Below are 26,597 nucleotides of genomic sequence, written 5' to 3' on the forward strand. Positions count from 1 at the left end.
AGTAATGGGTACGCTGCTGTCGCGAGTCATACAACAATTCCTATAAGAGACAACACGCAATGACGCCTCGGGTACTGGTCGTCGATGACGATCCGCTTATTCGCGACTTGCTGCATGCCTACCTGTCCCAGGAAGGCTACGACGTGCACTGCGCCGCCACGGCGGAGCAGGCCGAGCATTTTCTGGGCGAGCAGGCCGTCGACTTGGTCATGCTCGACATACGCCTGCCGGGTAAAGATGGCCTGACCCTGACTCGCGAACTGCGGGTGCGTTCGGAAGTCGGCATCATCCTCATCACCGGCCGCAACGACGACATCGACCGCATCGTTGGCCTGGAATGCGGCGCCGACGACTACGTGATCAAACCGCTGAACCCGCGCGAGTTGGTGTCGCGGGCCAAGAACCTGGTGCGTCGGGTGCGCCATGCCCAGGCCGGCAAGCCCGCCAGCGGCGCCAATCATCCGCTCAAGCAGTTCGCCGACTGGGCCCTGGACACCGACCGCCGGCGCCTGATCGACCCCCAGGGCGGCGAAACCCTGCTGACCCATGGCGAGTTCCAGCTGCTCAGCGTGTTCCTGCGCAACAGCGGCCACACCCTGAGCCGCGACCAGCTGATGGACCAGATCCGCAACCGCGAATGGGTGCCCAACGACCGCTCCATCGACGTGCTGGTCGGCCGCCTGCGGCGCAAGCTGCACGACGATCCGGCCGAGCCGCAGCTGATCATTACCATTCACGGCGCCGGTTACCTGTTTACCGCCAGCGTGGCGGCCTGAGCGCATGTGGCGGCTGTGCTGGCTCGCCCTGCTGTTTCTCGGCGCCCAGGCCCAGGCCGGCGAGCGCATCCGCTATTGCGACTACCCGGTGTACCCGCCGGTTTCCTGGAGCGACGGCAAGCAGGTGCGCGGCCTGGCGCCGACCGTGGTGCGCCAGTTGTTCGCGCGCCTGGGCTATGAGGTAGAGATCGTCGTGCTGGGTAACTGGAAGCGCTGCCTGCTCGATGCCGCCGAAGGCCGGGTCGACGTGGTGCTGGCCTACAACAGCGACCAGCGCGACCAGGGCATGCGGTTTTCCACGGTGCCGGTGCTGCGCGAAGAGGTCGCGGTGTTTTTCAACCGCCAGCGGCCAGTGAAGTTCGAGCGCCTTGAAGACCTGGCCAGCTACCGCGGCGGGCTGTTGTTCGGTGAAAGCTACGGGCCTGACTTCGACCGTTTCGTCGCCCGCCACCAGAACATCGAATGGGTTTCCGACAGCCAGCAGAACTTCGGCAAGCTGATTCGCGGGCGCATCGATTTCGTCATCCAGGAGCGGCGCACCGGCCAGTTGTTCATCGAACACCTGGCCGGCGCCCAGGACATCCAGGCCTTGCCCACCGCGCTCAGCGTCGACTACCTGCGGGTGGCGGTGTCGCGCCATTCGCCCTTGAGCCAGCACATGACGCAAATCGACGAGCAGTTGCAGCGCATGACCGACAACGGCGAGATCCAGCGCTGGCTGGAACAGAGCGAAGTCACCTACCGCGACATGGTCAACCTGCCGGCGGACGCCCGATGAAGCGCCTGCAACCGGGCGGCCTGCTGCGGCGCCTGCTGCTGTTCATTCTGCTGTTCAGCCTGTGCTTTACCGTGCTGGCCAGCACCGTGCAGCTGTATTTCGAGTACCGCCGCGAGATGCGCGACATCGACGCGCGCATGGCACTGATCCGCGCCGGTTACCTGGCGAGCCTTGAGCGCAGCCTCTGGGACCTCAACCAGGAGCAATTGAACGTGCAGTTGCGCGGCTTGGTGGACTTCTCCGATGTGGCGCGGGTGCGCCTGAGCAGCGCCGACTTCGACTTGCTGCAAGGCGAGGCCACGCCGCAAGGGCCGCTGCGCATCGAGCGTTTCGCCCTCGACTACCAACCGCCGTCGGGGCCGCCGCGCCACCTGGGCGAGCTGGAAGTCAGCATCGACCTGGGCGCGGTGCACCGTCGTCTGTTCGCCACCGGGCTGACCAGCCTGTTGTGGATGAGCGTGTTCCTCTGCGGCCTGGCCGTGGCGCTGTCGGGGTTGTTCTACCGCCTGGTTACCCGCCACCTGCAGGTGATGGCCGAATTTGCCCGGCGTATCGGCGCCGGCGACTGGCAGGAGCCGCTGCGCCTGGACAAGCGCCGCTCCAGCCGCGAAGACGAAATCGACACCGTGGCCCACGCCCTGGACGACATGCGCCGCAATATTCTCAGCGACATCGATCGCCGCGAAGTCGACCGCCTGGCCCTGCAGGACAAACGCGACGAACTGCAGAAAATGGTCGAACGGCGTACCGCCAGCCTGATGCATGCCAAGGACGAAGCCGAGGCGGCGAACCTGGCCAAGTCGCGCTTCCTGGCAACCATGAGCCATGAACTGCGCACCCCGCTCAACGGCATCCTCGGCATGGCCGAGCTGCTGCGCGAAGCGAACCTCGACGCCCGCGACAGCAAGCGCCTGGATGCCTTGTACAAAGCCGGTGAAGGGCTGCTGACCATCCTTAACGAAGTGCTGTACTTCGCGCGCCTGGAAGAGGGCGAAAGCCACCCGGAGCCGGTGGATTTCTCCCTGCGCCAGTTGTGCGACGAGGTCATGACCCTGCTTGAGCCGCGGGCGCTGAACAACGACACGGTGCTGCGCTGCCGCATCGATAGCCAGTTGGCGCCACGCCAACACGGCGCCGAACAATTTTTGCGCCAGGTGCTCAGCAACCTGCTGGCCAACGCCATCAAGTTCACCGAGGCCGGCGAGGTGAGTGTCGATATCCAGGTCCTGGGCCAGGCGCAAGGCCGCCAACAGTTGCGGCTCAGCGTGCGCGACAACGGCATCGGCATCGCCCCGGCGGTGCAGGGGCGGATTTTCGATCGCTTCGTCCAGGCCAGTGACGCCGTGGCCCGGCGTTACGGCGGCACCGGCCTGGGCCTGGCGATCTGCAAGCACCTGGTCGAGCTGCTCGGTGGGCGCATCGGCCTTGAGAGTGTCGAGGGGCAGGGCAGTTGTTTCTGGTTCGAGTTGAGCTTGCAAGCGGCGGCCACCGAGGCGCCGGCGCTGCTGTCGGCGGCAGCGGTCCAGGCCCTGGATATTCTCGTGGTCGAAGATGTCGAGCTCAACCGCGAGGTGGTGCGCGGTCTGCTGCAGCGCGACGGGCACCGCCTGTGGATGGCCGAGGACGGTGAACAGGCGCTTGAGCTGTGCGCGCAGCGGCGCTACCAGCTGATCCTGCTCGACGTGCACCTGCCGGGCATCAGTGGCGTCGAGCTGTGCCGGCAGATCCGCCGCACGCCCGGGCCCAACCGCGCTTGCCGGATCCTGGCGCTGACCGCCAGCGTGCAGCCGGCGCTGGTGCGTGGATTTCTGGCGGCGGGCATGCAGGGCATCCTCGCCAAGCCGCTGAAGCTCGACAGCTTGCGCCAGGCGCTGGCGCAGCAGGGGCCGCTGGTCGAGGCCGCGACGGCCGGGCAGGGCATGGACTGGGCGCTGCTCGATACCCATCGCAGCCTGCTCGGTGAGCAAAAAGTCCAGGGCTTGCTGACGGTGTTGCGCGATGCCCTGCAACAGCACCAGGGCGCACTGGCCGAGGCGCTCAAGGCCGGTGACTGCACCGAGGTCGCACACCTGGCCCATCGCCTCGCCGGCAGCAGCGACTCCCTGGGTTTTAGCGGCCTGGCGACGGTATTGCGCGAGCTCGAAGTTGCAGCGCTGGGCAAGCATCAGTCGGCCTTGAATGCACTGCAAGCCCCCTTGAGCGAGCAGTTGCGCCTGGCCGGCGCGACCCTCAAACAGTTGATCCAGAGCTGACGTACAAAAACCTTACGACTTTTTACATCTTCGATCTTCAGGTACAACGCCAGCTTACATCGCTTTCCAATAATCGACGGCAACCGCTGCACGCGGTCTTCGAAGCTTATTGGAGATAATAATAATGAACTGCCGTAAAGCTCAGCCGTCCCCGCACCATCGCCTGTCCCTCCCGCGCTTCAACCACTGTTGAGGTGCCGACATGACTGACTCTACTGACCGTAAAGGCATCCACCTGACCCGCGCGCTGAAAAGCCGGCACATCTTCATGCTCTCGCTGGGCGGGGTGATCGGCACCGGGCTGTTCATGGGCTCTGGGGTGACCATCAACCAGGGCGGGCCCATGGGCGCGATCCTCGCCTACCTGGTGGCGGGTTTTCTGATGTACCTGGTGATGGTCTGCCTGGGCGAGTTGTCGGTGCAGATGCCGGTGTCCGGCTCGTTTCAGACCCACGCCACCAAATTCATCGGCCCGGCCACTGGCTTCATGATCGGCTGGGTGTACTGGATGAGCTGGGCCACCACCGTGGGCCTGGAGTTCACCGCCGCCGGCATGCTGATGGTGCGCTGGTTCCCCGAGGTGCCGATCTGGTACTGGTCGGCGCTGTTCGTGGTGGTGCTGTTCGGCCTCAATGCCCTGGCCACCCGCGCCTTTGGTGAAGCCGAATACTGGTTCTCGGGGATCAAGGTGGCGGCGATCCTTGGTTTTATCATCGTCGGCGTGCTGGTGATCTTCGGCGCGATTCCACTGACCAGTGGCGAGCCGGCGCCGATGATGAACAACCTGATCGGCGACTCGATGTTCCCCAACGGCCTTTCAGCGGTGTTCGCGGTGATGATGACCGTGGTCTATGCCTTTCAGGGCTGCGAGATCATGGGCGTGGCCGCCGGTGAAACCGACCAGCCGGAAAAGAGCATCCCGCGTGCGGTGCGCAACGTGGTGTTCCGCGTACTGATCTTCTACGTGCTGGCCATTGTCGTGCTCTCGGCGATCGTGCCGTGGCAGCAGGCGGGCCTGATGGAAAGCCCGTTCGTGCAGGTGTTCGACATGGTCGGCATCCCTTACGCCGCCGACCTGATGAACTTCGTCATCCTCACCGCGATCCTCTCGGTGGGCAATTCCGGCCTGTATGCCTCGACGCGCATCCTCTGGGCCATGTCCAAGACCGGCATGGCGCCCAAGAGCTTGTCGCCCTTGAGCAAGCGCGGGGTGCCGCTGCGGGCCCTGAGCATCACCCTGTGCTTTGCCCTGGTGTCGCTGATGACCAGTTTCGTTGCCGCCGACACCTTGTTCATGGTGCTGATGGCGGTGAGCGGCATGTCCGGCACCGTGACCTGGATCGTCATTGCCCTGGCCCAGTACAAGTTTCGCCGCGCCTATTTGCGCGATGGCGGCAAGCTGGCCGACCTCAAGTACCGCGCGCCACTGTTCCCGCTGGTGCCATTGCTGTGCATCACCCTGTGCAGTTCGCTGTTCGTGTTCCTGGCCCTGGATGAAACCCAGCGGCCGTCGCTGTACTGGGGTTTTGGTTTCATTGCAGTGTGTTACGCGGCGTACTTCATCATTCACCGCAAGCGCGAGGGCGTGTTGGCGCCGTCGGTGTAAGCCCCGGGCTGCGTTTCAGCCCATTCCCACACCTAGCATTTTTGTCAGTTGTTGGCTTCGATAACGAGGTATTGAATAAGGGTCGACTTTACCCAGGTCGGCCCTTTTTCCATGGCGGTAAGCATGCGGGGCCGTAACGCGTTCCCCTGCACCGAGGCATGTCTGCCATGAATGATTTTCAAAGCGATACCGTCGACGCAACCACCACCAGCGAACTGCCCGTCTTGTCCCTGTTCGCCGCGGTTGCACCGGTCAGCGGCCATGACGCGGGGGTCAACCTGCATACCCTGAGCATCGATCCGCGAGGCGTGCTGGCGACCGTGCCGCCGTTCAATGATGTGGTCGCCGGTGATGAGTTGCGCGTGTACATGGATGCCGACAGCACGCCGGTCGTTGCGCCGCTAGTGCTTGAGGGATACGACCTCGGCCGGCCGCTGACCCTGTTCCTGCCTAGCGAGCGGTTTACCCCGGGTGCACATACAGTGCGCTATGCCTTCAGCCGCAATAATGTGGAATATGGGCCTTCCCGCGGTCTCTCGGTCCTGGTCAAGCTGGACCGCCCGGGCGGTTCCGAGCCTGGGCACCAGGGCCTGGTGGCGGCGGATGTCGGTGTCAACCCGGTGACCGCCGAACACCTGGAAAACGGCGTACAGGTGCAGGTCTACTTCTATGAGAACCGCGCGGTCGGCGATGTGATCCGACTGAGCTGGGGCGGGGTCATGCTGAGCCATACCCTGGTCGAGGCCGACCTCAACCAGCAGGTGGTGTTCACCGTGCCCGGCAGCGTCATCCTCCAGGCCGGTGATAGCCCCAACCTGGTGGTGACCTGGGAAGTGCACGATATTGTCCACAACACCAGCCAGACCTGGGCACCGCATGTCTCGGTGGTGGTCGACACCGGCCATGCGCAGTTGCCGGGCGTATCGGTCACGGGGCTGGATCACGAGGGTTATCTCAACCTCGAGGTGCTGGGCAGCGACGACTTGCAGATTCAGGTGCAGGCCAGCGCGCCGGCATTCGCCACCGGTGACACAGTCAGGCTGCGCTTTACCGGCTACATCGATTCGGGCGTGCCGACCGTAACCGAGCTGGACCAGACCATCCGCGGGACCTTGCCGCAGACCCTGACGTTCACCATCCCCAATGACAAAGTCTGGGCGCTGGCCAGTGGTTTGGCGGTGGTGGGCTACACGCTGGTGAATGCTGGCGGCCAGCAGCAGTCGCAGCGCCTGAGCATCGGTTTCATAGGCCAGCCCAAGGCGCTGACCGTGCCCCGGGTCCTTCAGGCACCGGAGGGTGTGCTGGCCTATGATATTGCCCGGGCCACGGTAATGATCCCCAAGTACCAGGGGCGTACGCAAGGCCACCAGGTGACCGTGGTATGGCAGGGGACTCAAAGTGATGGCCGACCGACGTTGTACCTGCTCAGCCGGCCAGTGACCCATAACGAGGCGGCAGGTGACGATGAGATGGCATTCAGTGTCGAAAAGGCGCACATCAACCTGCTGGAGTCGGGCTCGGTCAGGGTGTTCTACCAGGTGCGCATGCTGAGCACGCGCAGCGTCGGTTTTCGCCAATCGGCGGTGCTGGACCTGCGCATCAGTGCTGCCGGCTTGCTGCCGGCGCCGGAGCTGGACGACCCGGTCAATGAGCTCGACCCGTATTTTTACCCGTTCGGGGTGCAGGTGAACATCAACTACCCAAGCAAGCGCGCCGGGGACAAGGTCACCTTTACCTGGCAAGGTGAGGATCCGGAGCATAGCTACAGCGAAGCCAAGCTTGTCGACAGCAGTGGCGCAGTGCCCAGTTTTCGCGTGCCACAGGCCATTGCCCAGGCCGGGGTGGGCAGCACGGTGATGATGAGCTACGTGGTCGAGCCGGCGCTGGGCGGGCGGCCGCTACAGTCCCAGGCGCGGGCGCTGGCGTTGCGCTCGGTGGCGCCGGCGCCTGAGCGGCCGCTGCTGATTGGCGCCCAGGACGGCAGTTACGACCCGATGCTCGGCCTGCATGGCGCCCAGGTGCTGATCAGCTACTCGGGCATGCGTGCAGGCGATCGCATTGTCCTGTACTGGAAAGGATCGGCGGGCGCCGGCACTCCCACCCTCCCGGAGTGTGCGGGCAGTGACAGCGGCCGCATCACCATCCGCGTGCCGGCGGCGGCGGTGGCGGCGAACTTCAACGTCCCGGTGCAGTTTTATTATGAAGTGCTGCGCAACGAGCTGGCAGCGATCGAGTCGCCCAGGCAGGCGGTGCAAATCGGCGTACCGGGTGATCACGACTTGGCGCACCCGAGAATCGATGAGGCGATCGACAACGAGCTGGACCTGGACCTGTTCGACGGCGATGCCCAGGTCAGCGTCAGAGCCTGGCCGTTTATGGCCGTGGGCCAGCGGGTGTGGCTGGAAGTGCGCAGCGCCACCGCCACGCTCGCGCTGTGGGAGGACAGCCCGGTCGAGCAGGTGGCGCAACTGAGCGTGGCGTTGCCGCGCGATTTTCTCGAACCGCTGGAGGACGGCAGCCTGTTGTCGCTGCACCTGAGCGTCAGCTACGGCGGCGCTGCGGCGCTGGAGTGTCCGGTGCGCAGCTACACCGTGCGCCAGGGGCAATTGCACATAGGCATCTCCGATGCCGGCCTGGCCAGCTCGGCCTTGCCGGCGGACTGGTCGCTGCCAACCCAGACCTGCGCGCTGACCCTGGCCGGTCGGCCCGGCGCGCAAGGCAGTCTCAGCGTCAATGGTTCGGCGCAGTTCGACAACGACAGCCAGCAACTGGACTTCACCCTCGATGCCCAGGGTGAGTTCATCGCCTGGCTGGGTGATCCGTACGCCGAAACGGTGCTGGTCAGCGCGCAGATCAGCGGCGCACAAGCCCAGCACATGCCGGTGAAATTCGTTGATGTGTTCCCGTACGCTCAGCAGCAAGATGAGCAGCGCGTGCGCGCCCGTGCGGCGAGCGGCGCGCTGGCCAACGGCCGGTCGGCCAATCGGGTGTGCTTCGATGCCGACGGCTTTGCCAACGCCACCTATGTGCAGGTTGAGCTCAGCGGCAGTGCGCGGATTGTCGGCCACCCCGGCCAGGTGGTCAGCCTGCCGTTGACGGCGCTGACCGGTGATTGCCAGTTAGACGTGGTCGACAGCGTCGCCGAAGAAGTGACGGTGACGTTTCAACTGCCCCAGGGCGGTAGCTGGACCCGCTTCAGCCAGACCCTGTATTTCACCCGCCTGGCCTCGCGCTATGCGACCCGCGGCATCGCCGCCGACGGTACTCCCTGGTTCATGCGTGTCAACCAGATCACCAGCGTCGAAACCAGCCATGTGCGCATCCCGCAATGGAAAGAGTTCATCGATCATCCCGCAGGCCTTGATGGCGGCATTGGTGTGCGGGCCCTGGAAACCCACCCCGATGGGCTGATGGTCATGATCGAGGCGTACCTGCAAATGGCCGTTGGCGACAAGCTTCATGTGCATTTTGGCGATGAACAGGTGCCGGCCACGCCGATTCCGCAGGTTGTAGAACTTGAAGACTTGAACAGAACATACACCCTGTACGTGCCCGCTGCCCGCATTCCCAAAGGCGTCAGCGAGGTATGGTTCACGGTCGAGCCGCTGAGCGGCAATAAACGCGCGTCGGCGCGTTTGCGGGTCAAGGTCAAGGTTAGCTTGCCCGGCGGGCCCAAACCCATCCCCGGCAGCCCTCATAATGCCAACCTGATGTCGCCGGACGTGCCCTTCGGCCTGATCGACTGGGAAATGGCCCAGGACGGCATCACGGTGTACGTCAACCGCTGGCGCATCATGGAGGCCGGTGATGTTCTCAGCTTGAGCTGGGGTGGGGCCACGGTCACCCATGTTGTCCAGCAAGGCGAAGTGGGCATGACCATACCGGTGTTCGTCGACTTTGCCACCATCGAGGCCGGGGGCGATGATGAACGCCTGCTGGTGCTGTACTGGCTCGAAGACGAGGTGGGCAACGAATCCGATGGCGCCTCGTTGCCCAGTTACGCCTTTGTCGAGGTCAGCCTGGTGTTGCTGCCAGGGCCGGCGGTGGCCGGGCTCGACGAGGAAGGCTTCCTCGACCTGGGGGACCTGCAGGGGGCCGATGTTGAGGTCTTGGTGATTGCCGGCCGGCCCGACTTCCGGGTCGGCGACCAGGTGGTGTTCATCTTCCGTGGATTCACCGAAGACGTGGTGGCGATCCCGCCGCATGAATCCCTCCCGTACCCGGTAGGCATCGTTCAGCCTCCGCGGCCCATTGTCCACAAGGTGCCCAACAGCATCGCCGAGTCAATCGCGGGGGGGCTGGCCTATGTCTCCTACAAGGTCACCCGCGAAGGCCAGGAGTTTGCTTCGCGAACCACTGCCGTGGGGGTGCGGGGCAAGGCGGCTGAGTTGCTGCCGCCGAGGGTGAACGATAGCGAAGGGGATTACCTCCCTGACACCCTGTCGCGTGCCGTGGTGATCGTTCCGCCGTGGGTGGGCATGCACCTCAACCAGCAGGCACGCCTGGTGTGGCAAGGCAAGCAGGCCAACGGTCACGTCTATTCTTATTTTCGCGACTGGCAGGTGACTGAACTTGGGGTAGGCAAAGAGGTGGCGCTTATCGTGCCGCCCGAGCATATCGTCGCGTTGTCGGGCGGGTACCTGGAGTTGTCCTACCGGGTGTTCTACGGCAGCAGCGAGCCGCGGGAGTCGCAAGTCCTGAAACTGTGGGTCGGTGAAACCGCCCCCGATCTGGCCACCCCGAACGTGCCCCAGGCAGAGAACGATACCCTCGACCCGGTGGGCCTTGTGGTGGCTGACGTCGAGGCTCCGGTATACGACGGCATGCTGAACGGCCAAAGGGTGACCATGGAGTGGTTGAGCCCGGTGGCCGGGGCGAACATCATCGATTTTTATGATGTGCAGGTTATCGGTGACATCGGCTTTCCCGTGTATGAGCGAGACATGGTACGCAGCCTGGGGCATGAGGTACGCATCCGCTACCACGTCAGCGAGGTGGGACAACGTCGGCGCTTTTCGGACTACCTGCGCCTGGGCATCGGCCCGGTGCTGAGTAACCCACCGCGGCCGCGGATCGAGGAGGCCAATGGCGATTTAGTCAATTTGCTGAATTTTCCCGGCAATGCGCTGGCAACCGTGGCGAAGTGGACCGGGATCAGCGAACGTCAACGTTACTGGTTTCGCTGCCGTGGAGAGGATGCACAAGGTAATCCAAAGATCATTCGTTTGGCGGAAGGCCAACAGGTGTCAGCCAGTGAAGTCAACCTGGGGGTACGGGCTACGCTGGACAGGGCGGATCTGCAGGCATTTGCCCACCAGAGCCGGATAACCCTGGAGATGACGGTGGCATTGCGTTTGGATGCGCAGGAGTCAGAAGCGATCAAGTTTCCGCTGCGCGAATACCAAATCCTTCAGGTTCAAGTCAACCTGATTGCGCCCAGAATACCCGAGGCCCGGGGCAACAGGCTCGAGTTGGCATTTTTTGATGGTGATGCCACCTTGCGGATTGACCCCTGGCAAGGTATTGCTGCTGGTCAGCGGGTGTGGGTGCAGTTGCAGGGAACACTGGCGAACGGCGCAGACTGGACGTTGCAGTTACTGAGAGCGCACCCCGTAAGCGTTGATGAGGTAAAAAACGGGATCAGCCGGCCAATATCGCGTTCGGATCTGGAAAAGCTCAAAGATCGCTCGCGTTTGAGCATTCGTTTGCGAGTGAACATCAAGGGTGCGGACAATGAGGGTGAGGCGATTGAAGCACCTGGCATCGATTATGAGATGGATGTGGGGGCCGAAGTAGCAATTGCAGTATCCCACCTGGGCGTGTGGAACGGCATTTCGCGCCTTGGCATTCCCGCAAACAACGCGCTTATCATCGGCAGGCCTGGCCAGGTTGTAACGTTGCGGCTAAGTGGAGGTGGGAGATTTGCCAATGGAACGGCTGAGAAACAAGTAACGCTGAATAACGTGGGCGAACATCAAGAACTGGTCGGTATGGTAACCAACACCAACAACACCACAGTCTTTACGGCTAACCATGGGGGTAAAACAGTAAGTGCCCAGTTGGCGTTTATGGTGGGTGTTCCTCCCTATCATGCTTTTGGCTATCTTCATCTTAGTGCGAATTGTGCTAGTGGTGCTTTAGCTAACGGCCGCCAGTTCAATCGAGTCTTTATCCAGGTGGTAAACAACTCGGGTTTTTATGTTAATCTTGATAAAATAACTGTTTCCGTCTCGGGCGGTGCGCAAATTGTCGGTTATTCAAGTTCGACTGCAATTATACCGGTCACTGGGATGACCTCGAAAACATCTTATTTCTTCTTCGATGTCACCCATACGCGGGCAGAAACAGTAACGATGACCGCTACTTACGGAATAACCAGGACCCTCTATTTCAGCTAGGCTGTTGTCAACCTCCACCCGCAGGACCGCCGTTAAAGGTGGTCCTTTTTTTTTGTGCCGTGATGTTCAAGTTTGTAACAGCGGTGTCGTCTCAATCTACATAAAAAACTAAAAATCTTTAAAAAACAAAAGGATGAGGTCTATTCATAAATTTTGTCAGAAGTTTTACGAAGGATTGATACGTTGTTGAACACTCGTTTAGTATGGCCTCAAGCCCACCTCCAACCACAATAATTCGAGGCCCCCATGACCCCTCCTGCGTCGCTGCTCAGCCAGGTCGAAGCCGGCATTGCCTGGATCACCCTCAACCGCCCCGACCAGCGCAACGCGCTGGACATCCCCAGCCTGAAAAACCTGCATGCCTTGCTCGATGCCCATAACGCCGACCCGGCTGTGCGCGTGGTGGTGTTGACCGGTACTGGCCGCAGCTTCTGCGCGGGCGCGGACCTTGCCGAGTGGGCTGAAGCCGAAGCCCGCGGCGCCCTGGAAAGCTACGGCTGGACCGAAACCGCCCACGCCCTGATGCAGCGCCTGCACAGCCTCGACAAACCCACCATTGCCGCCATCAACGGCACTGCCGTCGGCGCCGGCATGGACCTGACCCTGTGCTGCGACCTGCGCATTGCGGCAGCTTCGGCGCGCTTCAAGGCCGGCTACACCAGCATGGCCTACAGCCCGGATGCCGGCGCCAGCTGGCACCTGCCACGGCTGATTGGCAGCGAGCAGGCCAAGCGCCTGCTGTTTCTTGACGAACTGTGGGGCGCCGAGCGTGCCCTGGCAGCCGGGCTGGTAGGCGAGGTGTGCGCCGACGATCAATTGCTGGCGGTAACCGCAGAACTTGCCGGGCGCCTGGCCAAGGGCCCGACCTTCGCCTTCGCCCAGACTAAACGGCTGATCCGCGACGGCGCCCAGCGCACCCTGGCCGAGCAGCTGCAGGCGGAGCTGGCTGCCGGCCTGCTGTGTGGGCGCAGTGCGGACGGCGCCGAAGCGTTGCGCGCTGCCGTCGAAAAGCGCAGCGCTAATTTCGTTGGTAAATAACAACTTACAAGCACTTCTTCAGGATCGACTCATGAATTTCCAACTGACCCAAGAACAACAAATGTTGGTGGAAGCGGTACGCAGTTTTGTCGCCAAGGAGTTACTGCCCCATGAGGAGGCGGTCGACCGCGCCGACGAAGTTTCGCCAGAGCTTGCCGCGCAGATTCGCGGCAAGGCCATTGCCGCAGGCTTCTATGCCTTCAACATGCCCGAGGAAGTCGGCGGTGGCGGCCTCGACTACCTGTCCCAGGCGCTGATCGAGCGCGAGCTGTCGAAGGTGTCGTGGGCCCTGCATGTGTTTGTCGCACGGCCGTCGAAGATCCTCATGGCCTGCAAGGACGAACAGATCAACGACTACCTGCTGCCGTGCATCCAGGGCGAGAAGACCGACTGTTTTGCCCTGACCGAGCCTGGCGCCGGCTCCGATGCCAATGCGATCAAGACCCGCGCCGTGCGCGAGGGCGAAAATTTCGTGCTCAACGGCAGCAAGCACTTCATCAGCCATGCCGGGCATGCCGATTTCGCCATTGTCTTTGCCGTCACCGACACCTACCAGCACAACGGCAAGACGCGCAATGCGGTGACCGCCTTCCTGGTCGACCGCGGCACCCCGGGCATGACCATCCGCCGCGGGCCTAAATGCGTGAGCAATCGCGGCTATCACACCTTCGAGCTGTTCTTCGATGACTGCACGGTGCCGGCCAGCAAGGTGCTGGGTGAGGTCGGCAAGGGCTGGGAAGTGGCCAACGCCTGGCTCACCGCCGGGCGGGTGATGGTTGCCGCCAACTGTGTTGGCCAGGCCCAGCGTGCCCTGGATGTGTCGCTGCAATGGGCGGCCGACCGCAAGCAGTTCGGCCAGCCGATCGGCACCTACCAGGGCATCTCGTTCAAGCTCGCCGACATGGCCACGCAGATCCGCGCCGCTGAGCTGTTGACCCTGCACACCGCCTGGAAGATGGACCAGGGCACGATGACCGACGGCGAGGCCGGCATGGCCAAGCTGTTTGCCAGTGAAGTGCTCGGCAAAGTTGCCGACGAGGCGGTGCAGATCTACGGCGGCATGGGCCTGATGGACGAAGGCCCGGTCGAGCGGATCTGGCGCAATGCGCGGATCGAGCGGGTCTGGGAGGGCACCTCGGAGATCCAGCGGCACATCATTTCCCGTGAACTGCTGCGCCCGCTGCTGCGCTGACCAGGAGCCTGCTCATGTTACGAGACAATCTCAAGCGCCTGCTCGCTCCGCGCCACCTGGCCTTTGTCGGCGGGCGCAGCATGGCCCGGGCCCTCACGCGCTGTGCCGAAGGCGGCTACCAAGGCCAGATGTGGCTGGTCAACCCGCAGCACGACAGCCTCGACGGCGTGCCGTGCGTGCGCAGTGTCGCCGAGCTGCCGTGTGCGCCGGATGCGGTGTTCATCGCCACCAACCGCGAGCTGACCCTGACCTGCGTGGCTGAGCTGGCCGCCAAGGGCGCCGGCGGGGCGATCTGCTACGCCTCGGGCTTTGCCGAAACCGGCGCTGAAGGCCTGGCCCTGCAACAGCAACTGCTCAAGGCTGCTGGCGACATGGCGCTGCTGGGCCCCAACTGCTATGGCCTGCTCGACTACCTGCACAGCTCGGCGCTGTGGCCGGTGGCCCATGGCGGCAAGGCGGTAGAGAAGGGCGTGGCGGTGCTGACCCAGAGCGGCAACTTTGCCTACAACCTGTCGATGAGCGACCGCTCGCTGCCGGTGGCCTACATGGCTTCGGTGGGCAACCAGGCGCAGATCGGCATTGCCGAGCTGATGGACGCGCTGCTCGACGAGCCTCGGGTGACTGCCATCGGCCTGCACCTGGAAGGCCTGAAGAACGTGCCGGGTTTTGCCCGCGCCGCGCACAAGGCGCTGGAGAAGGGCATCCCGATCATCGCCCTGAAAACCGGCGTGTCGCAGATCGGCGCGGAACTGGCGCTGAGCCACACCAGTTCGCTGTCCGGCTCCGACGCGCTGTACGACAGCCTGTTCGAGCGCCTCGGAGTGATTCGTGTCAGCGGCCCGGTGAGCTTTGTCGAAACCCTCAAGGCCGCCGCCTGCGGTCAGTTGCCCAAGGGCGGCAGCCTGATTGCCCTGGCCTGTTCCGGGGGCGATGCCGGGCTGATCGCCGACTATGCCGAACGCAACGCGCTGAGCCTGCCGAAACTCGAGGACGGCCAGGTCGGCGAGCTGGCCCAGGTGCTGCCGAGCTACGCCAACCTGGTCAACCCGCTGGACTTCACCACGGCAATCTGGGGCGACGCCGCCGCGCTTGAGCGCATGCTCGACAGCGCCCTGCGCACCGAGGCCGATGCCGCCATGCTGGTGCTCGACTACCCGGCCGAGTTCACCGGCGAGCGCAAGGAGTGCGACCTGTTGCTGGAGCTGTACTGCGCGGCGCTCAAGCGTCATGGCAAGAGCGGTTTTGTCACTTCTGCCTTGCCTGAACTGCTGCCGGCGGTAGCCCGCGAGCGCCTGCATGGCCATGGCATTGCCGCCCTGCAGGGCGTCGAGGATGGCCTGGCGGCCTGGGGGCGGATTGCCGCGTACCAGGCCAGGCGTCAGGCGCTGCTTGATCTGGGCGAGTCGGCATTGCCGCCGTTGTGCCCGCAGGCGCTGCACGGCGAGGGCGAGCTGCTCAACGAGTGGCAGTCCAAGCAAGCCTTGCAGGCGTTCGGCTTGCCGGTACCCAAGGGCGTGCTGAGCAGCCCTGAGCAGGCCCTCAAGGATGCTGAAGCAGTCGGCTATCCCTTGGTGCTCAAGGCGGTCAGTGCGCAACTGCCACACAAGACCGAAGCCGGTGCCGTCGCCCTCAACCTGCGTGACCCGCAGGCCCTGGGCGCGGCCCTGGAACAGATGCGCGCACGGATCGACGCCTATGCGCCGGGTGTCGCGTTCGATCAGGTGCTGCTCGAACCCATGGCCAGCGCGCCGCTGGCCGAGCTGATCGTCGGCATCAAGCGCGAGAACGACTTCGGCCTGGCGCTGGTGATCGGCGCGGGCGGCATCCTCGTCGAGTTGCTCAAGGACAGCACCAGCCTGCTGCTGCCGACCACCGACGGCGCCATCCGCAAGGCCGTGCTCGGCCTGCGCAGCGCCGCCTTGCTCCAGGGCTTTCGCGGCCGTGAAGCGGCCGACCTGGAGGCGCTGGTGGCCGCGATTCGTGCGGTGGCCGACTACGCCTGTGAGAACGCCGCGCAATTGCTGGAACTGGATGTCAACCCATTAATGGTCGGTGCCCGGGGCACCACCGCGGTCGATGCGTTGATTCGCCTCGGCCAGGTGTAAGGAGATGAACATGCACAACAGCTCATTGACCGGTGGCCAGGCCCTGGTGCGCTTGTTGGCCAACTACGGCGTCGATACCGTGTTCGGCATTCCCGGGGTGCACACCCTGGAGCTCTACCGCGGCCTGCCCGGCAGCGGCATCCGCCACGTGCTGACCCGCCACGAGCAGGGCGCGGGTTTCATGGCCGACGGTTATGCGCGGGTCAGCGGCAAGCCGGGGGTGTGCTTCGTCATCACCGGCCCCGGCGTTACCAACGCCGCCACCGCCATCGGCCAGGCCTATGCCGACTCGATTCCGATGCTGGTGATTTCCAGCGTCAACCATACCGCGAGCCTGGGCAAAGGCTGGGGCTGCCTGCACGAAACCCAGGACCAGCGCGCCATGACCGCGCCGATCACGGCGTTTTCCGCCGTGGCCCTGAGCGCCGAGGACCTGCCCGAACTGATCGCCCGTGCCTACGCGGTGTTCGACAGCGAGCGCCCGCGCCCGGTGCATATTTCGGTGCCGCTGGACGTGCTCGCTGCACCGGTCGCCCGCGACTGGAGCAATGAGGTGGTGCGCCGCCCGGGCCGGGGCGTGCCGGCCAGCAGCGCGCTGGATCAGGCCGCAGGCAAATTGGCCAGCGCCAAACGGCCGATGATCATCGCCGGCGGCGGTGCCCTGGCCGCGGCCCAGGAGCTGCAGCAACTGAGCACCCGCCTGGCTGCGCCACTGTTCACCAGCGTGGCCGGCAAAGGCCTACTGCCACCTGATGCGCCGCTCAATGCCGGTTCATCGTTGTGCGTGGAGCCGGGCTGGCAACTGATCGCCGAGGCCGATGTGATCCTTGCGGTTGGCACCGAAATGGCCGACACCGACTTCTGGCGTGAACGGTTGCAACTCAATGGCGAACTGCTGCGAGTGGATATCGACTCGCGCAAATTCAATGACTTCTATCCGTGCGCCGTGGCCTTGCAGGGCGATGCCCGGCAGAGCGTCGCGGCGTTGCTCGAGCGTTTACCGCAAACACCGCGCGATGCCGCTGCCGCCAGTGATGCGGTCGCCAGCCTGCGCCAGGCGGTCAAGACCAGCCACGGCCCGCTGCAGGCGATCCACCAGGCGATCCTTGACCGGGTTGCCGCCGAGCTTCCGGCCAACGCCTTTATCAGCACCGACATGACCCAGCTGGCCTACACCGGCAACTATGTCTATGCCAGCCGCGCGCCCCGTAGCTGGCTGCACCCCACCGGCTACGGCACCCTCGGTTACGGCTTGCCGGCCGGGATTGGCGGCATGTTTGCCACGGATGACCGCCCGGGCCTGGTGCTGGTCGGCGATGGCGGTTTCCTCTACACCGCCCAGGAACTGGCCACCGCAGTCGAAGAGCTGGAGCGCCCGCTGGTGGTCCTGCTGTGGAACAACGATGCCCTGGGGCAGATTCGCGACGATATGCTCGGCCTGGATATCGAGCCGATCGGCGTGCTACCGCGCAACCCCGACTTTATCGGCCTGGCCCGGGCCTTTGGCTGCAGCGTGGCGCAGCCGCAAAACCTGGATGACCTGCAACGGGAACTGCGCAGCGGCTTTGCCCGCAATGGCGTGACCCTGATCGAGCTCAAGCACGCCTGCGCGCACTGAGCTTCAACCGCCCCTTTGGGAGACTGCCATGCGCTTTTCCGCTCTGACCCAACGTATCGCCGGTGACGGCGCCGCTGCCTGGGACATCCACTACCGCGCCCTGGAGCTGCTGGAAAAAGGCCAGGACGTGTTGCTGCTGTCGGTCGGCGACCCGGATTTTGACACCCCGGCGCCGATCGTTGAGGCCGCCATCGACAGCCTGCATAACGGCCATACCCATTACTCCGACGTGCGCGGCAAACTGGCCCTGCGCCAGGCCATTGCCCGCCGCCATCAGCAACGCAGCGGCCAGCCGACCGGCGCCGATCAGGTAACCGTGCTGGCCGGGGCCCAGTGTGCGCTGTTCTGCGTGGCCCAGTGCGTGCTCAACCCCGGCGATGAAGTGATCGTCGCCGAGCCCATGTACGTCACCTACGAGGCGGTGTTCGGCGCCTGTGGCGCCACGGTGATCCCGGTGCCGGTGCGCCCGGAGAACGGCTTTCGGGTCCAGGCTGAAGATGTCGCCGCGCGCATCACCCTCAAGACTCGCGCCCTGGCCCTCAACAGCCCGCACAACCCCTCGGGCGCCAGCCTGCCGCGCAGCACCTGGGAGGCCCTGGCCGAATTGTGCATTGCCCATGACCTGTGGCTGATTTCCGATGAGGTCTACAGCGAACTGCTGTACGACGGCGAGCACATCAGCCCCGGCAGCCTACCGGGCATGGCCGAGCGCACCGCAACCTTGAACAGCCTGTCCAAGTCCCATGCCATGACCGGCTGGCGGGTGGGCTGGGTAGTCGGCTCGCAGGCTTTGGCCACGCACCTGGAAAACCTCGCACTGTGCATGCTCTATGGCTCGCCGGATTTCATCCAGGACGCCGCTGTGGTGGCCCTGGAGCAACAACTGCCGGAGCTTGCGGCCATGCGCGAAGCCTATCGCCAGCGCCGTGACCTGGTCTGCGAGTGCCTGGCCGATTGCCCGGGCCTGCGTGCGCTCAAGCCCGACGGCGGCATGTTCGTGATGGTTGATATTCGCCAGACCGGCCTTAGCGCCCAGGCGTTCTCCTATCGCCTGCTCGATCACCATGGCGTCTCGGTGCTTGCCGGCGAAGCCTTCGGCCCTAGCGCCGCCGGGCATATCCGCCTGGGCCTGGTGCTCGGCGCCGAACCGCTGCGCGAGGCCTGCCAGCGCATTGCCCGCTGCGCCGCCGAACTGATGGAGAGCAAGACCCATGCGTGACTATTCGCGGCTATTTATTGATGGCAGCTGGCAGTTGCCGTCGGGGCAGGGCCTGGCCGAGGTGATCAACCCGGCCACCGAAGAACTGGCGGGCAGGGTGCCGTTGGGCGACGAGCACGACGTCAACCGGGCGGTGGCAGCAGCGCGCCACGCGTTTGGCAGTTGGTCGCAAACCCCGTCCAGCGTGCGCGCCGGCTACATTCGCGCCCTGGCCGCACAACTCAAGGCCCGCGCCGATGAAATGGCCGCCGTCATCACCTGCGAGCTGGGCATGCCGGTGCAGTGGTGCCGGGCGGTGCAGGTCGACGGGCCGATTGTCGGCCTTGAGCAGTACATCGAACTGGCCGGGCTGATGGACGAGGTGCGCGAGGTCGGCCACTCGCTGGTGGTGCGTGAGGCGGTGGGTGTGTGCGCCTTCATCAACCCCTGGAACTACCCGCTGCACCAACTGATCGGCAAGCTCGCCCCGGCGTTGGCCGCCGGTTGCACGGTGGTGGTCAAGCCGAGCCAGGAAACACCGCTGCATGCATTTTTACTGGCCGAGATGATCGATGCCATCGGCTTGCCGGCCGGGGTGTTCAACCTGGTCAGCGGCCCCGGCGCCAAGGTCGGCGAGGCGCTGGCCCGTCACCCGCAGGTCGACATGGTCTCGTTCACCGGCTCCACCGGCGCCGGTGTGCGCGTGGCCCAGGCCGCAGCGCCGTCGGTCAAGCGCGTATGCCTGGAACTGGGCGGCAAGTCGCCGCTGCTGATCACCGCCGACGCCGACCTGGAAGCGGCAGTGCGCTATGGCGTGCAGGACGTGATGATCAACTCCGGGCAGACCTGCACGGCGCTGACGCGCATGCTGTTGCCGGCCAGCCGCTATGAAGAGGCCCTGGCAATCGCCGTGGATGAAACCCGCAGCCTGGTCATGGGTGACCCGCAAGATCCCGGTAGCTTCCTTGGGCCGATGTGTTCGGCAGCGCAGCGGCGCACCGTGCTGGACTACATCCGCACCGGCCAGGAGGAGGGCGCACGGCTGTTGTGTGGCGGCGACACGGCGCCAGGTTTCGAGCGTGGCTTTTATGTAGCGCCGACGCTGTTCGCCGACGTCGACAACCGCATGCGTATCGCCCAGGAAGAGATCTTCGGCCCGGTGCTGTGCCTGATCCCCTATGCCGATGAGGCGCAAGCGCTGGCCATCGCCAACGACTCGCCCTTTGGTTTGTCCAGCGCGGTGTGGGCGGCCGACCGCGAGCGGGCCCTGCACCTGGGCCGGCAACTGCGCGCCGGGCAGTGCTTCATCAATGGCGCGGCGTTCAACTACCAGGCGCCGTTCGGCGGCTACAAAACCTCGGGCAATGGCCGCGAATGGGGCGAGGAGGGCCTGGCCGAGTTCGTTGAAGTCAAGGCGATCCAGTGCTGATGCGCCACTGTGTTTTTGTCCCAACCGTTTAAGGACTCCCCATGAATGTACTGATCGTTCACGCTCACCCCGAGCCGCAATCCTTCACCACCGCCCTGCGTGACCAGGCCGTTGCAACCTTCACCGCCCAGGGCCATCAGGTGCAGGTCAGCGACCTGTACGCGATGAACTGGAACCCGGTGGCCAGCGCCGCGGACTTCTTCAGCCGCGAGAACCCCGATTACCTGGTGTATGCCCTGGAGCAGCGCCTGGGGGTCAAAAGCCAGTCGATTGCCGCCGACATCCAGCAGGAGCTCGACAAGCTGCTGTGGGCGGACCTGGTGGTGCTGAATTTCCCGATCTTCTGGTTCTCGGCGCCGGCCATGCTCAAGGGCTGGATCGACCGCGTGCTGGTGTCCGGAGTGTGCTACGGCGGCAAGCGCTTTTATGACCAGGGCGGGCTGGTGGGCAAGAAGGCGCTGGTGACCGTGACCCTTGGCGGGCGCGAGCACATGTTTGGCGAAGGGGCGATCCACGGGCCGCTGGAAGACATGCTGCGGCCGATCCTGCGCGGCACCCTGGCCTATGTCGGCTTCGAGGTGCTGGAGCCGTTTGTGGCCTGGCATGTGCCGTACATCAGCGACGAGGCGCGCAAGGACTTTTTGCGCAGCTACCAGCAACGGCTGGAGCATTTATCCGATGAGCAGCCGCTGGTGTTTCCGCGCCTGGCGCAGTTTGACGAGGCGTTGTATCCGTTGGCTTGAGGGTAGCTGTAGCGGCCTCATCGCCGGCAAGGCCGGCTCCTACAATGGATCGGCGTACACGGAGCCCGGTGGGAGCTGGCCTTGCCAGCGATCGAGCGCGTAGCGGTCGCAATTCAGTCAACACCTCTTGTGCAGACTGCACCGGCCTCATCGCCGGCAAAGCCGGCTCACACAATGGATCGGCGTACACCGAGCCCGGTGGGAGCTGGCCTTGCCAGCGATCGAGCGCGCAGCGGTCGTAATCCAGTCAACACCTCTTGTGCAGACTGCACTGGCCTCATCGCCGGCAACGTTGGCCCCCACAATGGATCGGCGTACACGAAGCCCGGTGGGAGCTGGCCTTGCCGGCGATTGGCCGTAAGGTAAATGCTGCGCACCTACCCATTCGGGGTATGGTCGCCATCACCGGCTCCCGCGATAGTAACTCCGTCGGCTCACACCGAGCAGATCTGGTGACACGACGGAGTGGCTATGCGAAAGACACTGAAGGTGATTTCCAGTCTGTTGCTCGCGCCCCTGGCAACGGCGGCGCTCGCCGCCGGCGAGGAGGCGGGCAACACACTCAGGCTGTATAACTGGACGGACTACATCGGCGAAACGACCCTCGCCGACTTTGAAAAAGCCACCGGCATCAAGGTCATCTACGACACCTTCGACGGCTACGAAACGGTGCAGACCAAACTGCTGACCGGGCGCTCGGGCTACGACCTGGTGGTGCTCAATGCATCCCTGGTACCGCCGCTGATCAAGGCCCGGGTATTCCAGCCGCTGGATAAAACGCAGCTGCCCAGCTGGAACAACCTCGACCCGCAGGTGCTCAACAACCTGCAAGGCTACGACCCGGGCCTTGCGTATTCGGCGCCCTACACCTGGGGCAGCTCGGGGGTGACCTACAACGTCGACAAGATCAAGGCGCGCATGCCCGATGCGCCCATCGGTTCGCTGGCCATGCTGTTCGACCCGAAGATCGTCTCGCGCTTTGCCGACTGCGGCGTGACCCTGATGGATGCGCCCAGCGAAGTCATCCCGCTGGCCCTCAAGTACCTGGGGCGCGATCCCAACAGCGCCAAGGCCGACGACCTCAAGGCGGCCCAGGAGCTGCTGCTCGGCGTGCGCCCGTTCATCAAGAAATTCGACTCGGTCAATTACCTGACCAGTCTGCCCAACGGCGATACCTGCCTGGCGTTGACCTGGTCCGGCGACTACGCCACCGCCCAGGCGCGGGCCGAGGAGGCGAAGAAGAACATCAAACTGTCGTTTTTCATCCCAAAGGAAGGCTCGCTGATCTGGTTCGACAACCTCTACCTGCCCAGCGACGCGCCGCACCCGGCCAATGCCCACCGGTTCATCGAATTCCTCCTGCAGCCGCAGAACATCGCCAAGGTCAGCAACTACATCCACTACGCCAACAGCAACGCTGCCGCCACGCCCTTGGTGCAGGCCGAGATTCGCGACGACCCGGCGATCTACCCGGACGCCGCCACCCGCCAGCGCCTGTTTGCGCAGAAAACCCAGAGCGGCAAGGACATGCGCGCCATTACCCGGGTCTGGAGCACGGTCAAGACCGGTAGCTGACTTTTCATTTTCCCTCGCCAAGGACACTGCCATGGCCACGCCAAACAAAGCCTTCGTAGCACCCGCCGCCAATGACGCCCTGGTGGCCGCCGACAAAGCCCACTACATGCACGGTTACCACGTGTTCGACGAGCATGCCGAGCAAGGCGCGCTGAATATCGTCGAAGGCGAGGGAGCCTACATCTACGACACCGAGGGCAACCGCTTTCTCGATGCCGTCGGCGGCATGTGGTGCACCAACATCGGCCTGGGCCGCGAAGAGATGGCCCTGGCCATCGCCGACCAGGTGCGCCAGCTGGCCTATTCCAACCCGTTCTCGGACATGGCCAACAATGTCGCCATCGAGCTGTGCGCCAAACTCGCCAGGCTCGCCCCGGGCGATCTCGATCACGTGTTCCTCACCACCGGCGGCTCCACTGCGGTCGATACCGCCTACCGGCTGATCCAGTACTACCAGAACTGCCGCGGCAAGCCGCATAAAAAGCACGTGATCGCCCGCTACAACGCCTATCACGGCTCCACCTGCCTGACCATGTCGATCGGCAACAAGGCCGCCGACCGCGTGCCTGAGTTCGACTATGCCAACGAGCTGATCCACCACGTTTCCAACCCCAACCCCTACCGGGCGCCGGATGACATGGACGAAGCGGAGTTTCTCGACTTTCTGGTGGCCGAGTTCGAAGACAAGATCCTCTCGCTTGGCGCCGACAATGTCGCCGCGTTCTTCGCCGAGCCGATCATGGGCTCGGGCGGGGTGATCATCCCGCCCAAGGACTATTTCCTGCGCATGTGGCAGGTGTGCCAGACCTACGACATCCTTTTCGTGGCCGACGAGGTGGTGACCTCCTTTGGCCGCCTGGGCAAGTTCTTCGCCAGCGAGGCGCTGTTCGGCGTGCAACCGGACATCATCACCACCGCCAAGGGCCTGACCTCGGCCTACCTGCCGCTGGGGGCGTGCATCTTCTCTGCGCGGATCTGGAAGGTCATCGCCGAGCCGGGCAGGGGCCGCTGCTTTACCCATGGCTTCACCTACAGCGGCCATCCGGTGTGCTGCACCGCGGCGCTGAAGAACATCGAGATCATCGAGCGCGAGAATCTTCTGGCTCATGTCGATGAGGTCGGCGGCTACCTTGAGCAGCGCCTGCAGACCCTGGCCGGGTTGCCGCTGGTGGGCGAGGTACGCTGCATGAAACTGATGGCCTGCGTCGAGTTTGTCGCCGACAAGCGCAGCAAGGCGCTGTTTGCCGATGAGGTGAACATCGGCGAGCGCATCCACCGCCGGGCCCAGGCCAAAGGCTTGCTGGTGCGGCCGATCATGCACCTGAACGTGATGTCGCCGCCGCTGATCATCACCCGCGCGCAGGTGGACGAAATCGTCGAAACCCTGCGCCAGTGCATCATCGAAACCGCTGAAGAACTGCGCCAGGAAGGATTGTACGCGGGTGCATGACACGCCAGCTCCCCTGTGGGAGCCGGCCTTGCCGGCGATGGGCTGCATCGCAGCCCCCCGGCGGGTTAGACTGCCGGCCATGACCCGAGCCACTGCCGACACCCCGATCTGCCTGTCTTTCTCAGCCCTGCAGCAATGGCATGCGGCGCTGCAGCACGCCTTTGCCCGCAGCCGCGAAGCCGACGCCCTGGCCAGCCTCGCCGCTGCCCTGAGCCAGTTGGTGGCGGTCGAGTCGATGATGATCAGCCTTGAACGCCAGGGCCAGCCGCCGCAACTGCTGTACCAGCAGGGCATCCCCGAGCGTTACCGCGACGCCATCCTCAACCGCTACTTTACCGCCGGCTACCTGCTCGACCCGTTCTGCCTGGCGGTGGAGAAGGGCCTGGCCCAGGGCTTTTACCACCTGCAGGACATCGCCCCGGACCACTTCTTCGACAGCGACTACTACAAGACTTATTACCTGGGCACTGGCTGCAGCGAAGACAGCTACTACATCGTCGACATCGACCCGCACAGCAAAATCTCCCTCAGCCTGTTCCAGGGTAATGGCGCCAGCCCCCTGAGCGCCGCGCAACTGCACCTGCTGCAGGCGGTCGAACCGCTGGTGCGGGAGCTGCTCAGCCGCTTCGCCCAGCACGGCCTCGAGCCAGGCAGCCAGGAGCGTGGCCAGGGCAGTGTCCAGGCGGCCTTCGACAGCTTTGGCTGCAACGTGCTGACCGAGCGCGAACGCGAGGTCGCGCAGATGATCCTGCGTGGCCACTCGGTGAAATCCACCGCCGGCGAGATGGGCATCTCGCCGGAAACCGTGCGCATGCACCGCAAGAACCTCTACCTGAAGCTTGAGATCAATTCCCAGTCCGAGCTGTTTGCGCGTTTTATCGACTGGTTGCGCCTAGGCTGAGGCTGTCTCGTTCCTGCCCGCGAATCGCCAGCACATTGCACAAGCGCCGTTCCAGCACATGCTCGGTGGTGCTGCCGGTCAGGCGTTCGAGCAGCTTGCGCGGGTGGTTGCCCATCACCAGCACGTCGGCGCGGCTGTGGGCGATGAATTCGGCGATGCTGCGGGTGATCGGCGCCGACAAAAAGTGCTGGCGCTCCACGGGTACGCCATGACGCGCGGCCATCTGTTCGAAAGCCTTGTGGATCGACTTGCGCACGTCATTGCCAAAGCCCGGCATGGTCACAGTGCCGGCACCAAAGTCGGCCATGTGGGTGTGGGCGCTGTCACACACGTGCAACAGGTGCAGCTCGGCGTTGCACTGGCGGGCAAGGTCGGCCGCGGCGTCGATCACGCTTTCGTTGAGGTCGTCATGCGGGTGTTCGGGGTGGGGCGGGTCGACCGCCGCCACAACAATGCGCGGCAGCGGGCAATGCACGTCGGTGACCAGGTGCACCGGGCACGGGCACTCGCGCAGCAGTTGCCAGTCCAGCGGCGCGACCACCAGGCGCTTGAGCAGCGGCTCGTGCTGCACATCCTTGATCAGCAGGTCGGGGGCGATCTCGACGACCTGGGTCAAGGCCGCCTGCAGCACGTCGCGGGCGAGGAACACCTCGGTACTGACGCGAATGCCGTTTTCGTGCAGCAAAGTCGCTTCATCGGCCAGCCACTGGCGGTTGTCCTGCATCAGGGTATCGAGGCGATGATCGTCGCCGCTCATCAGCCCCAGGGTGTCGATCTCGTCGATAAAGGCGCAGATATGCAAGGTGGCGCCCGTGGCATGGGCCAGGGCGGCGGCGCGCGCCAGCGCCGGGGTGTGGCGCAGGTCGGAACCGACCATCAGGAACAGGCGTTGGTACTGGCTCATGGGGCACCTCCGGTTGCGTTGTGTTGCCAGCCCCCCGTGCTTGAAGTCTAGTCCATGACAGCCCCGGCGCCGCTCAGCGCAGAGCTGGACAACGGCTGGCGCCGCCGTTGGCCGCCTGGCTGACCAGTTCGGTGAAGCGCTTGAGGTTCTGCTGGTGGGCCAGCACCAGCTCGTCGATGCTGCCCCCGGCCGGGGTCTGGATCACGCTGCGGCAGTTCAGCGCCGCGCCGCCGTTAGCACCACGCAGGCGCCAGCGGGCATCGAACAGGGCGTATTGCCCCGGCACCGAGTCAAAACGCTGGACGTCCACGCGCAGGCCCAGGCGTGGTTGGGCGCTGCTGCTGACGAACTGGTTGACCAGGGCATTACGCAACTCGTCGGCGAGGGTTGCGCCCCACCATTCGGTTTCAAGGATCGCCAGGCCGCTGTTGCCCTGGCGAATCACGACCTGCGGGCGGTCGACCTGAGGCGGCACGCTGACCTGCTCCAGCTGCACATCGACGCTGCTGGCCGCTACCGGCTGCTGCGGGATCAGTGTGTGGTAGTGGATCGGGTCACTGCGGCAAGCCGCCACTAACACGGCCAGGCTCAACACTGCAAACTTCAAGGCATGCGCCATGGGGGTGCTCCTGCG

The 26,597-nt window shown here is 64.3% G+C and carries 17 protein-coding genes; 15 read left to right on the top strand and 2 right to left on the bottom strand.

Annotation, left to right across the window (positions count from 1 at the left end):
- Nucleotides 1-59 precede the first annotated feature (59 nt).
- The 15 genes from ABIE20_RS00895 (at nt 60) to ABIE20_RS00965 (ending at nt 25,059) form a co-directional block, all read left to right on the top strand.
- Nucleotides 60-776: a response regulator gene (locus tag ABIE20_RS00895; protein ID WP_429501980.1), complete on the top strand. Its 717-nt coding sequence runs from the start codon at nt 60-62 to the stop codon at nt 774-776.
- Nucleotides 777-780: 4 nt separating this feature from the next.
- Nucleotides 781-1,554, top strand: a complete 774-nt coding sequence (locus ABIE20_RS00900; protein WP_429501982.1) for a substrate-binding periplasmic protein — start codon at nt 781-783, stop codon at nt 1,552-1,554.
- Entirely contained in the window at nt 1,551-3,806 is a 2,256-nt protein-coding gene (locus ABIE20_RS00905; RefSeq protein WP_429501984.1) for an ATP-binding protein, read from the top strand. The genes ABIE20_RS00900 and ABIE20_RS00905 overlap by 4 nt, the downstream gene beginning before the upstream one ends.
- A 202-nt stretch (nt 3,807-4,008) precedes the next feature.
- Complete coding sequence (locus ABIE20_RS00910) at nt 4,009-5,412, top strand: amino acid permease (RefSeq protein ID WP_429501986.1); 1,404 nt, start codon at nt 4,009-4,011, stop codon at nt 5,410-5,412.
- A gap of 167 nt (nt 5,413-5,579) precedes the next feature.
- On the top strand, nt 5,580-11,810 hold the full coding sequence (locus tag ABIE20_RS00915; protein WP_429501988.1) for a hypothetical protein: 6,231 nt from the start codon (nt 5,580-5,582) through the stop codon (nt 11,808-11,810).
- Nucleotides 11,811-12,056: 246 nt separating this feature from the next.
- Nucleotides 12,057-12,848, top strand: coding sequence for an enoyl-CoA hydratase/isomerase family protein (locus ABIE20_RS00920; protein WP_429501990.1), 792 nt, complete (start codon nt 12,057-12,059; stop codon nt 12,846-12,848).
- A 31-nt stretch (nt 12,849-12,879) separates the two neighbouring features.
- A complete protein-coding gene (locus ABIE20_RS00925) occupies nt 12,880-14,040 on the top strand; it encodes an acyl-CoA dehydrogenase family protein (protein WP_429501992.1) in 1,161 nt (386 codons plus the stop codon).
- Nucleotides 14,041-14,054: 14 nt separating this feature from the next.
- The gene (locus ABIE20_RS00930; RefSeq protein WP_429501994.1) at nt 14,055-16,145 is read left to right on the top strand and encodes an acetate--CoA ligase family protein; all 2,091 of its coding nucleotides are present in this window, start codon (nt 14,055-14,057) and stop codon (nt 16,143-16,145) included.
- Nucleotides 16,146-16,155: 10 nt separating this feature from the next.
- Complete coding sequence (locus tag ABIE20_RS00935; RefSeq protein WP_429501996.1) at nt 16,156-17,763, top strand: 5-guanidino-2-oxopentanoate decarboxylase; 1,608 nt, start codon at nt 16,156-16,158, stop codon at nt 17,761-17,763.
- 28 nt (nt 17,764-17,791) lie between these two features.
- Nucleotides 17,792-18,982 (top strand): pyridoxal phosphate-dependent aminotransferase, encoded by a 1,191-nt coding sequence (locus ABIE20_RS00940; RefSeq protein WP_429501998.1) that lies wholly within the window; start codon nt 17,792-17,794, stop codon nt 18,980-18,982.
- Entirely contained in the window at nt 18,975-20,390 is a 1,416-nt protein-coding gene (locus tag ABIE20_RS00945; protein WP_429502000.1) for an aldehyde dehydrogenase family protein, read from the top strand. Before ABIE20_RS00940 ends, ABIE20_RS00945 begins: the two co-directional genes overlap by 8 nt.
- Nucleotides 20,391-20,431: 41 nt before the next feature.
- Nucleotides 20,432-21,133, top strand: coding sequence for an NAD(P)H-dependent oxidoreductase (locus ABIE20_RS00950; RefSeq protein WP_429502002.1), 702 nt, complete (start codon nt 20,432-20,434; stop codon nt 21,131-21,133).
- Between the two features lie 471 nt (nt 21,134-21,604).
- Nucleotides 21,605-22,708 (top strand): polyamine ABC transporter substrate-binding protein, encoded by a 1,104-nt coding sequence (locus tag ABIE20_RS00955; RefSeq protein WP_429502004.1) that lies wholly within the window; start codon nt 21,605-21,607, stop codon nt 22,706-22,708.
- A 31-nt stretch (nt 22,709-22,739) separates the two neighbouring features.
- Nucleotides 22,740-24,158 (top strand): aminotransferase, encoded by a 1,419-nt coding sequence (locus tag ABIE20_RS00960; protein WP_429502006.1) that lies wholly within the window; start codon nt 22,740-22,742, stop codon nt 24,156-24,158.
- 79 nt (nt 24,159-24,237) lie between these two features.
- Nucleotides 24,238-25,059 (top strand): helix-turn-helix domain-containing protein, encoded by an 822-nt coding sequence (locus tag ABIE20_RS00965; protein ID WP_429502008.1) that lies wholly within the window; start codon nt 24,238-24,240, stop codon nt 25,057-25,059.
- Here the strand turns inward: ABIE20_RS00965 and ABIE20_RS00970 are convergent.
- Both ABIE20_RS00970 and ABIE20_RS00975 read right to left on the bottom strand, forming a co-directional pair.
- Nucleotides 25,034-25,963, bottom strand: a complete 930-nt coding sequence (locus ABIE20_RS00970) for a universal stress protein (protein WP_429502010.1) — start codon at nt 25,961-25,963, stop codon at nt 25,034-25,036. The two genes, ABIE20_RS00965 and ABIE20_RS00970, sit on opposite strands and share 26 nt — an antisense overlap.
- Nucleotides 25,964-26,036: 73 nt before the next feature.
- Complete coding sequence (locus tag ABIE20_RS00975; RefSeq protein ID WP_429502012.1) at nt 26,037-26,582, bottom strand: PqiC family protein; 546 nt, start codon at nt 26,580-26,582, stop codon at nt 26,037-26,039.
- Nucleotides 26,583-26,597: the final 15 nt, after the last annotated feature.

Origin of the sequence: Pseudomonas sp. 2835, assembly GCF_050435905.1 — a bacterium.
Lineage (GTDB): Bacteria > Pseudomonadota > Gammaproteobacteria > Pseudomonadales > Pseudomonadaceae > Aquipseudomonas.